A 13,722-nucleotide genomic window follows, 5' to 3' on the forward strand; every position below is an offset into this window, starting at 1 on the left:
CAAATTAGTTAAAAGAAAGGAATTATAATTATGGTCACTATTAACTCATATTCAGATGAATTTAAAAAACAAATAGTAGCTTTATATCAAAGTGGCAAATCAGTATCTTGCCTTGTTAAAGAATACAATGTTACAAGAGCAGCTACTTACAATTGAATTAAGCAATTTACTAATTCAGGTAGTTTTAAAACTAAAGATAATCTTTCAGATTTAGAAAAACAATTAATTCAAGCAAATAAAGAATTAAAACAGTTACGAATGGAAATTGATATTTTAAAGCAAGCAGCACTAATAATAGGCAGAAAGTAGAGATTATTGCAAATAATAAATCTAAATATAAAATTCGCACAATGTGTCATTTTTTAAAACTCTCTAAATCAACATATTATTTTAATTTAAAGAAAAAAAATAAAATTCAAAATAATATTTATGAACAAGCTGTTATTAGTGCTTTTAAAGAAAATAAAGAAGTTTATGGTACTAGAAGATTAAAAGTCATACTAGCAAACCAAGAAATTTATTTATCACGCAGAAAAATTAAAGAAATTATGAATAAGCATAATTTAATATCAAAATACACTAAATTATCATTCAAAAATTATCATAATAAAGTCAATGATAGTCAAATAACCAATCTTGTTAATAGAAACTTTAATAATAGAATTAAAAATGAAGTTATTGTTAGTGATTTAACTTATGTTCAAGTTAATGGTAAATGAAACTATATTTGCCTATTAATCGACCTATTTAACCGCGAAATTATTGGACATAGTGTTGGAGTTAAAAAAGATGCATCATTAGTATATCAAGCATTTATGCAATCAAATCACTGTTTAAAAGATATTGAAATATTTCATACTGATCGCGGTAATGAATTCAATAATAAAACTATTGATAAACTTTTATTAGCTTTCAACATAACTCGATCTTTAAGCAAAAAAGGATGTCCTTATGACAATGCTGTTGCTGAAGCAACTTTTAAAACTTTCAAAATTGAATTTATTAATGATAAAAATTTTACATCATTAATCCAATTAAAATTAGAATTATTTGATTACATCAATTGATATAACAACATAAGAATTCACAGTACTCTAAACTACCTAACTCCAATTAGTTATCAAAAACAAATGTCTACCAAAAAATAGTCCTAAAAAGGGTTGCCATTCCAAGTTTTATATCATTAAGATAATATTCTTTGGGTGTTTCTGGTTTATTAACAGTTATTTTCTGTTCAGAAATATATGGTTCTAATAATTTTGTTAATTCATCACCATTTAATTCTCTTTTAATATTTTCAGAATTAAAAACCCAATATGTGTAATTATTATCAACAATAAAAGAATTATTTTTAATCATTCATTTTGGAAGTGATAATTTATATTCAACATAATCAATAAGAATAGATTGTGGTTTATCTTTAACAATTTGTTCTTTTTTAAATTCTATTTGCATAATAATCCTTTCCTAATATGTCCTGTTGCTTCTAGCATAAAGGACATATATTTTGATTTTTAAATTATTAATAATACTATTATTAGTTTTATTCATTCCAGAAATTCTGGGCTCAAAAATAAATTGTGAAATTTTAAAAAACATTGAGGCATTCGATTCAATATTTATTTAATTTATGTTTAATAAATTAATATTTTAATTGAACCGGCACCGCTCAATTTTTTTTACAAGTTTGAAATTTATTTTCTCGCCCAAAAAAATTTTTCAAAAAAAATAAAAAATAAAACCAACACTTGCTCACTGGGTAGTGGCAAGGTTGGTTAAATAAAGAATAGAATTAATACAATAGGTCCCTACAACAGGTCTATATATACTAGTTTCCAATTCGCTCCCACCCCAAGAATTACCATTAAATGGTTAGTATATTTTATTAGGTATCACTCCACTTTTTATTTATCCATGCAAGTCCACATGTTCTAGCTACTATTTTTAACAACTGTGTTGTAGTTCACTTTTTTAGTTCCCTAACACGTGTTGATAATAGCGTTAAAGAAGATTATTAATTATTAACTTTCTCCTACTTGGTCACTGCGTGTAGTAGATATTTAAAGGATGTTAATAATAAAAATTTTAAAATTTTACAATTACAAAAAAAAGACAAGAATTTTATTCTCGTCTTTTGTCATTTATTTTTAATTCAAGGGTTTAAAAAAGAAAGGAGCTATTTTTAAAACTTTTTAGTTATCGACATCTTCGACACGCTCCCAAATTTTATCATTAGATTGTGGCCCTAAAGCAGTTTGTGGTAATTTTTGGATTTTTAACATCTCTTCTTCTGTTAGTTGAAAACCCCCAATATCGGGATTACTAATAATTCGCTCTGGATTAGTTGATTTAGGAATAACTACTTGACCCAATTGTCAAGCTCATCTTAAAGCAATGTGACTAGTAGTAACCTTGTATTTATTTGCTAATTCTTGTAATAATGGTATTTCATCTGCTCTACCACCTAGCATTGTTCTTCATGAAGTAACAGCAATATTATTCTCGTAACAAAAATCTATTGTGTTTTTTTGATTAAAACCAGGATGTGTTTCAATTTGATTAATTGCTGGTTTTATTTTTATTTTTTTTAAAAAATCTTTCAATTGTGAACTATTAAAATTTGAAACACCAATTGCCCTAACTTTACCATATTCATAAAATTCTTCTAAGGCTCTTCAACATTCAAAACTTTGTTTAGTTGGTCAATGAATTAAACATAAATCTAAATAATCTAGTTTTAAACGATTCAGGATACCACGCAAAGCATCTTTAGTAAGTTCATATTCATGATTGTCATTTCAAATTTTAGAAGTAATAAATAAATCTTCCCTTTTAACTTCTGGATTTTCTGCTAAAAAATCTTTAATTGCATTACCAATTATCTCCTCGTTTTTATAATATTCTGCAGTATCAATATGACGATAACCATTTTGCAAAGCACAAATTACTGAATTATAAATAGATTTACTATCAACCATTAAATATGTACCTAATCCAAATTGAGGAATTTTGACACCATTATTTAAAGTTATCGTTTTTTGTAAAATTTGTTCTTTTGTAAGTTTTAACATTTGTCTAATATCCTTTCAAACAAAATATTAATTATAACCCGCTGTAAAACGTTTTTTAATAAATTTTTGTTCTTTAATCTCATTAATAATAGCAATTGCAGCATCACCATAACTAATTTCACTTTTTCCTTCTTTATTAACAATTAAGTGATTGTTACCAATTTTAAATTTGCCTAAAGTTGGTAATTCTGGGTCATAGTATAAAGAAGGGCTAAAATATGTTCAATTAATGTCACTGCTACGATAAGTATCTAATGCTTGAACTTGTTGTTGTGCATGCTCTTTTCATGCTTCAGGAAATGCAATTGTTTCTACTAATATTTCATTCTTATCATTTAACAAACTACCAGCACCACCAACAATTAATAACCTTTTAATATTTTGACATTCATGCATGATAGTAATTAAGTTTTTAGCAACTTGCTGATGAATATTTTGGGGATTATCAATAGTAGGGCCGTAAGCACTAATTAAAATATCAACATCATTAACAACCGCTTTAATACTACTTTTATTAGTAAGATCAGCTTTTTTAATGGTCAATCGATTATCATTATTAAGAATTGGCATTTTAATAGGATTTCTAGTAATGGCAACAACTTGATATCCCTGTTTTAAAGCTTCTTTAGTTAAGGCAAGTCCTGATTTTCCTGATGCTCCAATAATTCCAATTTTCATAGTTAGTACTCCTTTTCAAACTTAATTTTAACGAAGAGTCAACAATATACTATAGTATGTCATTATTTAGTGATAATTTCCTATTAGTTATCGAGTGAAAATTTCTCAAAAAGTGAAGTTAAATATACTTGGTAATAAAAATGGAAAGAAGCATGACTATGAAAGAAAAATATAAATACAAAATTATAAATGACATTGTTATTAATAAATTATCTAAACATCAAGCCAAAAATAAACTTAACCTAACTATTAGAAGAATTAACCAATTAATTCAAATTTTTAATAAAGAAGGTAAAGTTGGTTTTATTCATAAATCTCGCAATAAAATTTCTAATAAGGCAACAAAAATAGAAATTAAAAATAAAATTATAAACTTATATAAAACAAAATATTATAATTTTAATTTTCAACATTTTCAGGAAAAATTAATTAATGAAGAAAACACTAAAATTGCATATAGTACAGTTTATAATCTATTAATTCAAGAAAAAATCACTTCACCAAAAAGACATAAGAATAAAAAAAATAACTTGCATCCCACAAGAAATCGTAGAACAAATTTTGGTGAATTAATTCAAATGGATGCAAGTAATCATCATTGATTTGGTAACGATAAACCAAAAGCATTTTTACATGCTGCAATTGATGATGCTACAGGAAATATTGTTGGACTATGATTTGATCACCAAGAGACATTAGATGGTTATTATAATGTTTTTTATCAAATTTTAACTAAATATGGCATACCAAAGATATTTTATACTGATAATAGAACAGTTTTTGGATATAAGAAAAAAATTGATTCAGGTAAAATAAACACAGAAAATGATACTTATACTCAATTTCAAAAATGCTGTAATGATTTAGGTGTTGAAGTAATTAGAACCTCAATTCCACAAGCTAAAGGCAGAATTGAACGATTATTTGGAACACTTCAAAGTCGCTTAATTAGTGAATTACGACTTAATAAAATTAAAAATTTAGAAGATGGTAATAAATTTCTTAAAACATATATAAACATTTTTAATAATCAGTTTGCTTTTCCTATTGATGATAATAAATCTGCTATGGTTAAAGCTCCTACACAAAATGAAATAAATGTTTATCTTTCAAGATTTTGTAAAAGAAAAACAGATAGTGGTTCAACTATAACATATTATGGTAAAAAATATTTTCCTTATAAAAATAACAAAGTTCAATATATACAACCTAGAACTGATGTAATTGTACTTAAATCATTTATTAATGAATTCTATCTTAGTTATAATAATAAAATATATGAACTAAAAGAAATAGCATTAAAACCAATTATTAAAGAAGATTTGATAAAAACTAAAAAAGTTTATATACCAAATAAAGACCATCCTTGAAGATATGGATATCAATAATTTTTAATTAAAAGTAAAAAAACATATTTTAGAAGAGATTTATTTTATTAATACTAAACCATATAAAATTTTAAAACATTTGTATATGAGCAAATTTGGTGTCTTAAAATCAATTTTAAAGATATAAAGATATTGCAAATGCAATATCTTCCCCTTTTACATCTGTGGTGAGCTTGGTTTATATCCACTTGTTAAAGGTTGATTTTCACTGTTTGCACTGCGTTTTCATTGTTCAAAAATTGAATCAAAATCATAATCTAAACTTGATTTTAATTTTAAATATTTTCCTACATTATCAACCCTTTTTTGTCCTTTTGATTCGATTTTATCTTCTAAATCATATATATTTAATTTTTCAATATATGGAATTATTTTATATTTCTTTTTTAAATTTTCATTTAATGTTTTTAGATATATTTCTAGTTTTTCTATTTCTTCTTTAAGATTTTTTTCAGTATTTATTATATTATCTAATTCTTTATTATCTTTAATTTTACCCTCTAATTTTTTTATTTCAGAATAATAAAATTCATAAACTGGTGAATTAGGTTTAACTTTAAACATTTTTTCTTTTCTCCTTTGAATAAATAATAAAAAAACTCATTTATTTTAAGATAAAATAATGAGTTAAAAACTTATATAATTTTTTGTATAAATTAATTATACAAAAAATTTTAAAAAATTAAAAAACTTTATTTCTATTTTTATCTAGAAAAGAATTTATTTGGAATTTATGTTTATTTAACAGTATAACTTTTCAAAATAATTTATTTTTTAAAAAATATTTTTGGGAAATTTTCACTCGATATTGACACAATATACTATAGTAATTATAACATAAGTACACCTTATATTAGGTATTAGTTTGGGTGTTAGTAAATCATAAAATTATGATTTTAATTTATAATATTGCTACTTTTACTTATAATTTTACAATTATATATAATAATTTAATTACAAAAATATTTTTAAAAAAGATAAAAAAATGATATTATTAATAATAATTTAATTAAGTAACACAATTCAATTAAGTAACACAATTCACCGCAAGATAATATTAAGTAACACAATTCACCGCAAGATAATTTAATTAAGTAACACAATTCACCGCAAGATAATTTATTAATTATTTTGTTTTTTGTGTTATGATTAGTTTGTTATTAAAGTATATATTAAGTAACACAATTCAATTAAGTAACACAATTCACCGCAAGATAATTTAATTAAGTAACACAATTCACCGCAAGATAATTTATTAATTATTTTGTTTTTTGTGTTATGATTAGTTTGTTATTAAAGTATATATTAAGTAACACAATTCAATTAAATTAAGTAACACAATTCACCGCAAGATAATTTATTAAGTAACACAATTCAATTAAGTAACACAATTCACCGCAAGATAATTTATTAATTATTTTGTTTTTTGTGTTATGATTAGTTTGTTATTAAAGTATATAAAATAAATTGTTATTTATAACAATTGAACTGGAGTTTTTATATATGCAAGAAAATTTTTATATTAAGAAAGTTTATTATGGTGCTTATGTTAAAAATATAGTTTTACCTATGAGTGCTATTTTAAATAATAAGCGTAATGAAGTTGGTATTAAAAATTTAGGTATTAATGATAAAAAGTTACGTAATTCTACTATTCGTACTAAAACAAAATTAATACATAAAGCGTATCATAATTTTTATAATTCAAAAGTTTTAAGTTTTGTTACTTTAACTTATGCCGATAATATGCAAGATATTAATAAAGCAAAACATGATATTGCTATATTCTTTAAACGTTTAAAACGTTGATGAAATGACCCTAAACGTGCTAAATATTTAGGTGAATTAAAATATATGTATGTTTATGAATATCAAAAACGCGGTGCTATTCATTTTCATATATTATTTAATAGAAAAATACATAAAAGTATGTTGCCACAATGATGACCATTTGGTTTTAATGATGTAAGAGTTGTTCAAAAAGGTACTAATGAAAATATAGTTAAGTATTTAAGTAAATATGTTGTAAAAGTACAAAATGATATAAAATCTCAAAATCAATATGATTTAGGTGTTCGTGCATATGCTTTTTCTCGATTAAATGTTCATTACTAATATAGATATTTTTATCTATATTAGTTTTTTTAATTTTATTAAATTATTTTAAAAAAAATAAAGATAAATATTGAAATTTAAAATTTACTATATGTTTATTTTTAAAATAAAGTCTTTATTCAAAAAACAAAAAGATGAAGGAGAAAATATGTTATTTAAAGAAAATACAGAAAATTCAAATGTTACATTTTGTATTAAAAATCCTACTGTAAAATATGAATTTCAATTACATCAAGATAATAACCCATTAGAAATTGAAACACTAGAAAAAGTAACAGTAACTTGTCATCGCGGTGATTATATTATTACAGGAGTTATTGGTGAACATTGAGTTGTTAACCAAAAAAAATTTAAAACTACTTATATTCCAGTTATTAATAATATAAGTAAGGGGGAAGCTTGAGCAAATCCCGATTCTAAAATAAAAATAGTTAATCTTAATAAAGATAATAAAAGCGGAGAATTATCACTACCTTGGGGTCCAAATGGTACTAAAAAAGAAGTAAAATATACTAAAGAAGATGTTTTAATTTGAGATGAAGATGGATATTAATATCCTTGCAAAAAATTAGTGTTTGAAAATACTTATTTAATTAGTCAATCTAAAACAGAACTTGAAAAACAATTTCAAAATTTACTTAAATTAACAAATAATAATGATAATTTAGAAACTCAAGATGTAAGTTCAAATAGTGAAACAAGATTGAATGTTAATGAAATTAATAATTTAATGCCTTTATCAACAAATACAACAATATATAATTCACAAATACCAAAAAATTTGAACTAAAAAAATAAAATGTAATAAAAAATATTAATTATTTAAATTAATATTTTTTATTTTCTTAATATTTATCACAAAAAGTATAAAGTAATGATAAGATTGCAGCACCAATTAAAACATCATTTTGATTATGATTTGCTACTTGCGTAGTAAAACTAGGTAATAAACAAATATTATTAAAAAAAAATTGATCAATAATTCTTCCAATATTATTATTTGTTAATGAAAATTGTTCTTTTAATATTTTACAATAATCATTATTATTTTTAATTAGTATTGAAGTTTTTTTAGTAGCACCAACATCAAGATGTAAACCTTTTTTATATAAAGGTAAATTTAAAACTTGATCATTATTTCAAATATCATATAAATCAAAAATTTTATGTTTTTGAAAAAAATAACTAACTTTATTTTTGAATTTACTTTCATCATTATGATAACTCAAATAGTTTTTTAACATTAATATTTCAGTTCTGGCACCAAGTAAAATCAAAGATTTAATGTTATATTTTAATAACTTATTAGTTAAAAATTTAAAAAACTGTTGTTGATGTTTAACAAGTTTTAAATCTTCATTTAAAATATTTGGTTGTGGAATAACAGTTTTAACGAATAAATGTAACTTTTTATTTTGTAAATTACTAACACTTAAATCTTCTTTTTTATTAATAATTAATAATGCAATTGAAAAAATTTTTTCAAAATCATGAGCATACGAATTGTTCTTTTTTTTATGTAATAAATTACGAAAAGTCTCAAAATCAAAAATAAGAATTGGATATTCAATCTTATCTAAAAATTTACCAATAACATTAATATTTAATTCAATATCTAAGTTATTTATTTTTAATTTTTCCATTGCAATACCTTTTCTAATACATTTATTTGATAAGCGTACTGATTTCACTAACTTCATTTTTAATAATTTTAGTTTTTGATGGATAACCATAACCAGCAGACACTAAAATTGTAACATGATACTTATTAGGTTCAATAATCTTATTTGATTCTAAGTAAGTTAATAATTGTTGTTCATTAAAACCACCTAATACAACATTATCAATTTCATGAGCAGTTAATAATAATAAAAGGTTTTGTAATAAAATAAAAGTTTGACATTGTGCCCAATGATTTATTTGTGTTTTTTTGTCATGATCAAAGAAATTATTAAATGTTGATTTATAAATTTCGTATTGTGGTTTTGTTAAATTACGTCTTTTCATAACAGTATCAACAAATCATTGATTACTAGTATTGAAATTTTCACCACTATAACTTAATAAAATAAATAAATGTGAACAAGTACTAACTTGTTGTTGATTATTTATGATTGGTTGCAATTGTGCTTTAATTTTAGAATTACTAATAACTAAAATTTTTCATGGTTCTAAACCATATGAAGATGGGGTATGACGCACATAGTTAAGAATATCGTTAATTTTACTATCACTAATAACTTTACTAGGATCATAATTACGAATTGATTTACGATTTAAAATTAGACTTTCCAGTTCTTTAACATAAGGCATTGATTTGTCATCTCTTTTCTATAAATTAATTTTACTACTAAAATATTTTGGGAGCGTGTCGAAGATGTCGATAACTAAAAAGTTTTAAAAATAGCTCCTTTCTTTTTTAAACCCTTGAATTAAAAATAAATGACAAAAGACGAGAATAAAATTCTTGTCTTTTTTTTGTAATTGTAAAATTTTAAAATTTTTATTATTAACATCCTTTAAATATCTACTACACGCAGTGACCAAGTAGGAGAAAGTTAATAATTAATAATCTTCTTTAACGCTATTATCAACACGTGTTAGGGAACTAAAAAAGTGAACTACAACACAGTTGTTAAAAATAGTAGCTAGAACATGTGGACTTGCATGGATAAATAAAAAGTGGAGTGATACCTAATAAAATATACTAACCATTTAATGGTAATTCTTGGGGTGGGAGCGAATTGGAAACTAGTATATATAGACCTGTTGTAGGGACCTATTGTATTAATTCTATTCTTTATTTAACCAACCTTGCCACTCCCCAGTGAGCAAGTGTTGGTTTTATTTTTTATTTTTTTTGAAAAATTTTTTTGGGCGAGAAAATAAATTTCAAACTTGTAAAAAAAATTGAGCGGTGCCGGTTCAATTAAAATATTAATTTATTAAACATAAATTAAATAAATATTGAATCGAATGCCTCAATGTTTTTTAAAATTTCACAATTTATTTTTGAGCCCAGAATTTCTGGAATGAATAAAACTAATAATAGTATTATTAATAATTTAAAAATCAAAATATATGTCCTTTATGCTAGAAGCAACAGGACATATTAGGAAAGGATTATTATGCAAATAGAATTTAAAAAAGAACAAATTGTTAAAGATAAACCACAATCTATTCTTATTGATTATGTTGAATATAAATTATCACTTCCAAAATGAATGATTAAAAATAATTCTTTTATTGTTGATAATAATTACACATATTGGGTTTTTAATTCTGAAAATATTAAAAGAGAATTAAATGGTGATGAATTAACAAAATTATTAGAACCATATATTTCTGAACAGAAAATAACTGTTAATAAACCAGAAACACCCAAAGAATATTATCTTAATGATATAAAACTTGAACCATTAACATTTTATGAACAGCATAATAGTTGATTTATTGGTGAAATAACTGATAGTAAAACAAAGATTACTAATCCTTGTTTTAAATATAATGTTACATGAGAAGAAAACAGAAAAGGTTTTAAACTAAATAATCCATATAACCATAATGATTTGTCAATTAATTATATAGTCACTTCTTATAAACATATTTCAACTCATAATGAAAAGATATTTTATTTATAAAGAAAAAAACTATGAATAATAAAAATAAAAAATGTGAATTAAGAGTTTGTATGGATAAAGTTTGAAAAGAATGTATTAATAATTCTACTAAAACTATTAAATATAAAAATTGACCAATACCTTATTTAATATGTGACAGTTGTTATAACAAAATACCTAAATACCTTAAACAAACAGCAAAAATAATTGAAAAGGGATGATTTACATAATGGAAAAAAAGATTATTGAATATAAAGTAGGATTAATCAAACAAATTGATAGTTTACAAAAAAATAATTTAGTTTGTGGACATAAAGAGTTTATCGAAGAATGTAAATATTGCTGAAGTAATTGTGATTTAGAAATTATTAAAACAATTGTTAGAGGTTAATTTGATTAATGCAATATGACTTAATTATTGGAATTGACCCTGCTGGTATTGGTAGTAATGGAATTATTATATACTCAAATGAAACTAATAATATTGTTTTTAATGAAACATTTAAAACTAAAACAGTTTTAAAAAGCAAAAATCTATTTAAAGAATACTTTTTATTAATTAAAAAACATTTTGATAATAAAAAAATATTAGTTATTGTAGAAAATTTCTTTTTAAATTCAAAACAATTATTAACAAATCCATTAGCAACTCCTAAAATTATTGGTGCTTTAATAGTATTAGCAGAAGATGTTATGAATTGAGATTATTTAGAAAGTGAACCAAAAAATAAAAACAAAATAGAAAATTATAAAGGAAATATAAAATTAACAAAACATGAACAAGATGCATATAAGCATATTAAATATTATTTAAGGAATTATAAAAATGAAAGAGAAAGCCAATTATGTCAAATTAACAGTAAAACTGAGTAACACTATTGAAACAAAATATTACGAAAAAGGTAATAAAGAATTATATTATAGTGTTCGAGGTCAATGAAATGGATTAAACTATGTTACTTTAATTTTTAACAACCCAAAATTTTATAGACGCTGTATTTTATTAAACAAAAACGATGAAATTATTGTAACTGGTCAAATTTTTAACACTTTAAATATTCCTAAAAATCGTGCATTTTGTTCAATAAATGTTAAATGATTTAAAAAATGAAAAGAGTAAAAAATGATATTATGAAAAATTTTATTAATAATACCAATATTAATAACAAGCATAACACTAATAATATTTTTAATATTTATTAGTAAAGAATTAAAAAATGAATATAAAGTATTAAAAATATTAAGTGAAATTGCTAATCAAATTAAAAATAAGGAGAAATAATATGAAATATGAAGATAAATGTTCTATGTGCAATAAAGTAAAAGAAAACTTTTTATCCAATACCTGTAATAGTTGTTGATTAGAATCAGTTAATAAATGAAATAGAAGAAGTTGAAGAAATTTAGGAGACATTGATAATCAATAAAGAAAATATACCATGTTGTTTTAGTGAAGTTAATGAACTTGGTAAACATATAACAAATTGTAATAATTTACCAACAAAATTAGATAAAGATAATGTTCAAGTAAGATATTTTTGTGATAAACATATGATAAAAGTTGAAAATATAAGAAGAAAAATTGTCCAAAAATATATTAATGAATATAAAGAAAAATTAATTTTAGATATCGATGAAATGGATGGGTTACACTTTATTGGACACTAATTACATAGACAAGTGAACAAATTAGTTAAAAGAAAGGAATTATAATTATGGTCACTATTAACTCATATTCAGATGAATTTAAAAAACAAATAGTAGCTTTATATCAAAGTGGCAAATCAGTATCTTGCCTTGTTAAAGAATACAATGTTACAAGAGCAGCTACTTACAATTGAATTAAGCAATTTACTAATTCAGGTAGTTTTAAAACTAAAGATAATCTTTCAGATTTAGAAAAACAATTAATTCAAGCAAATAAAGAATTAAAACAGTTACGAATGAAAATTGATATTTTAAAGCAAGCAGCACTAATAATAGGCAGAAAGTAGAGATTATTGCAAATAATAAATCTAAATATAAAATTCGCACAATGTGTCATTTTTTAAAACTCTCTAAATCAACATATTATTTTAATTTAAAGAAAAAAAATAAAATTCAAAATAATATTTATGAACAAGCTGTTATTAGTGCTTTTAAAGAAAATAAAGAAGTTTATGGTACTAGAAGATTAAAAGTCATACTAGCAAACCAAGAAATTTATTTATCACGCAGAAAAATTAAAGAAATTATGAATAAGCATAATTTAATATCAAAATACACTAAATTATCATTCAAAAATTATCATAATAAAGTCAATGATAGTCAAATAACCAATCTTGTTAATAGAAACTTTAATAATAGAATTAAAAATGAAGTTATTGTTAGTGATTTAACTTATGTTCAAGTTAATGGTAAATGAAACTATATTTGCCTATTAATCGACCTATTTAACCGCGAAATTATTGGACATAGTGTTGGAGTTAAAAAAGATGCATCATTAGTATATCAAGCATTTATGCAATCAAATCACTGTTTAAAAGATATTGAAATATTTCATACTGATCGCGGTAATGAATTCAATAATAAAACTATTGATAAGCTTTTATTAGCTTTCAACATAACTCGATCTTTAAGCAAAAAAGGATGTCCTTATGACAATGCTGTTGCTGAAGCAACTTTTAAAACTTTCAAAATTGAATTTATTAATGATAAAAATTTTACATCATTAATCCAATTAAAATTAGAATTATTTGATTACATCAATTGATATAACAACATAAGAATTCACAGTACTCTAAACTACCTAACTCCAATTAGTTATCAAAAACAAATGTCTACCAAAAAATAGTCCTAAAAAGGGTTGCC

General features: G+C 22.9%; 19 protein-coding genes. 13 read left to right on the forward strand and 6 right to left on the reverse strand.

Features of this window, described 5'->3' with window-relative positions; genetic code table 4:
* Window positions 1-30: 30 nt before the first annotated feature.
* A protein-coding gene (locus AAHM95_RS02380) for an IS3 family transposase (protein WP_338975281.1) occupies window positions 31-1,148 on the forward strand; the annotation gives its coding sequence in 2 pieces (ribosomal slippage) (window positions 31-301 and window positions 301-1,148; 1,119 coding nt in all).
* Here the strand turns inward: AAHM95_RS02380 and AAHM95_RS02385 are convergent.
* From AAHM95_RS02385 to AAHM95_RS02395, 3 genes are all read right to left on the reverse strand, one after another.
* On the reverse strand, window positions 1,135-1,455 hold the full coding sequence (locus tag AAHM95_RS02385) for a hypothetical protein (RefSeq protein ID WP_342274008.1): 321 nt from the start codon (window positions 1,453-1,455) through the stop codon (window positions 1,135-1,137). The two genes, AAHM95_RS02380 and AAHM95_RS02385, sit on opposite strands and share 14 nt — an antisense overlap.
* Window positions 1,456-2,192: 737 nt before the next feature.
* The gene (locus AAHM95_RS02390; protein WP_342274009.1) at window positions 2,193-3,071 is read right to left on the reverse strand and encodes an aldo/keto reductase; all 879 of its coding nucleotides are present in this window, start codon (window positions 3,069-3,071) and stop codon (window positions 2,193-2,195) included.
* A gap of 27 nt (window positions 3,072-3,098) precedes the next feature.
* Entirely contained in the window at window positions 3,099-3,749 is a 651-nt protein-coding gene (locus tag AAHM95_RS02395) for an NAD(P)-dependent oxidoreductase (protein ID WP_338978335.1), read from the reverse strand.
* A 140-nt stretch (window positions 3,750-3,889) separates the two neighbouring features.
* Here AAHM95_RS02395 and AAHM95_RS02400 point away from each other — a divergent pair, with 140 nt between their 5' ends.
* On the forward strand, window positions 3,890-5,137 hold the full coding sequence (locus AAHM95_RS02400) for an ISNCY family transposase (RefSeq protein ID WP_342273976.1): 1,248 nt from the start codon (window positions 3,890-3,892) through the stop codon (window positions 5,135-5,137).
* A 156-nt stretch (window positions 5,138-5,293) separates the two neighbouring features.
* Here the strand turns inward: AAHM95_RS02400 and AAHM95_RS02405 are convergent, their stop codons facing one another.
* Window positions 5,294-5,701, reverse strand: coding sequence for a hypothetical protein (locus AAHM95_RS02405; protein WP_342273977.1), 408 nt, complete (start codon window positions 5,699-5,701; stop codon window positions 5,294-5,296).
* A 939-nt stretch (window positions 5,702-6,640) separates the two neighbouring features.
* On the opposite strand from AAHM95_RS02405, the gene AAHM95_RS02410 reads away from it, so the two are divergent.
* The 3 genes from AAHM95_RS02410 to AAHM95_RS02420 all read left to right on the forward strand — a co-directional run bounded on the left by AAHM95_RS02410 (window position 6,641) and on the right by AAHM95_RS02420 (window position 8,042).
* Entirely contained in the window at window positions 6,641-7,252 is a 612-nt protein-coding gene (locus AAHM95_RS02410; RefSeq protein WP_342274010.1) for a rolling circle replication-associated protein, read from the forward strand.
* A 148-nt stretch (window positions 7,253-7,400) separates the two neighbouring features.
* The gene (locus tag AAHM95_RS02415) at window positions 7,401-7,805 is read left to right on the forward strand and encodes a PGDYG domain-containing protein (protein ID WP_342274011.1); all 405 of its coding nucleotides are present in this window, start codon (window positions 7,401-7,403) and stop codon (window positions 7,803-7,805) included.
* Between the two features lie 18 nt (window positions 7,806-7,823).
* Window positions 7,824-8,042 (forward strand): hypothetical protein, encoded by a 219-nt coding sequence (locus AAHM95_RS02420; RefSeq protein WP_338961663.1) that lies wholly within the window; start codon window positions 7,824-7,826, stop codon window positions 8,040-8,042.
* 55 nt (window positions 8,043-8,097) lie between these two features.
* Here the strand turns inward: AAHM95_RS02420 and AAHM95_RS02425 are convergent, their stop codons facing one another.
* The gene (locus tag AAHM95_RS02425; protein ID WP_342274012.1) at window positions 8,098-8,943 is read right to left on the reverse strand and encodes a hypothetical protein; all 846 of its coding nucleotides are present in this window, start codon (window positions 8,941-8,943) and stop codon (window positions 8,098-8,100) included.
* Window positions 8,918-9,565, reverse strand: coding sequence for a nitroreductase family protein (locus tag AAHM95_RS02430; protein ID WP_338961659.1), 648 nt, complete (start codon window positions 9,563-9,565; stop codon window positions 8,918-8,920). Before AAHM95_RS02430 ends, AAHM95_RS02425 begins: the two co-directional genes overlap by 26 nt.
* A gap of 815 nt (window positions 9,566-10,380) precedes the next feature.
* Here AAHM95_RS02430 and AAHM95_RS02435 point away from each other — a divergent pair.
* The 8 genes from AAHM95_RS02435 (at window position 10,381) to AAHM95_RS02470 (ending at window position 13,705) form a co-directional block, all read left to right on the forward strand.
* The gene (locus AAHM95_RS02435; RefSeq protein ID WP_338979028.1) at window positions 10,381-10,893 is read left to right on the forward strand and encodes a hypothetical protein; all 513 of its coding nucleotides are present in this window, start codon (window positions 10,381-10,383) and stop codon (window positions 10,891-10,893) included.
* A 208-nt stretch (window positions 10,894-11,101) separates the two neighbouring features.
* Window positions 11,102-11,263 (forward strand): hypothetical protein, encoded by a 162-nt coding sequence (locus tag AAHM95_RS02440; protein ID WP_338975224.1) that lies wholly within the window; start codon window positions 11,102-11,104, stop codon window positions 11,261-11,263.
* Window positions 11,264-11,271: 8 nt separating this feature from the next.
* Window positions 11,272-11,745, forward strand: coding sequence for a hypothetical protein (locus AAHM95_RS02445; RefSeq protein ID WP_338975223.1), 474 nt, complete (start codon window positions 11,272-11,274; stop codon window positions 11,743-11,745).
* Entirely contained in the window at window positions 11,699-11,992 is a 294-nt protein-coding gene (locus AAHM95_RS02450; protein ID WP_338975222.1) for a hypothetical protein, read from the forward strand. The genes AAHM95_RS02445 and AAHM95_RS02450 overlap by 47 nt, the downstream gene beginning before the upstream one ends.
* A 3-nt stretch (window positions 11,993-11,995) precedes the next feature.
* Complete coding sequence (locus AAHM95_RS02455) at window positions 11,996-12,154, forward strand: hypothetical protein (protein WP_342273952.1); 159 nt, start codon at window positions 11,996-11,998, stop codon at window positions 12,152-12,154.
* Between the two features lies 1 nt (window position 12,155).
* Window positions 12,156-12,299, forward strand: a complete 144-nt coding sequence (locus AAHM95_RS02460; RefSeq protein ID WP_342273888.1) for a hypothetical protein — start codon at window positions 12,156-12,158, stop codon at window positions 12,297-12,299.
* A complete protein-coding gene (locus AAHM95_RS02465) occupies window positions 12,286-12,540 on the forward strand; it encodes a hypothetical protein (protein WP_342273951.1) in 255 nt (84 codons plus the stop codon). The genes AAHM95_RS02460 and AAHM95_RS02465 overlap by 14 nt, the downstream gene beginning before the upstream one ends.
* Window positions 12,541-12,587: 47 nt before the next feature.
* A protein-coding gene (locus tag AAHM95_RS02470) for an IS3 family transposase (RefSeq protein ID WP_342273950.1) occupies window positions 12,588-13,705 on the forward strand; the annotation gives its coding sequence in 2 pieces (ribosomal slippage) (window positions 12,588-12,858 and window positions 12,858-13,705; 1,119 coding nt in all).
* The last annotated feature ends 17 nt before the right edge of the window (window positions 13,706-13,722 follow it).

This window comes from Spiroplasma endosymbiont of Phycita roborella (assembly GCF_964031195.1).
In the GTDB taxonomy this organism is placed as follows: Bacteria; Bacillota_I; Bacilli_A; order Mycoplasmatales; family VBWQ01; genus Spiroplasma_E; species Spiroplasma_E ixodetis_A.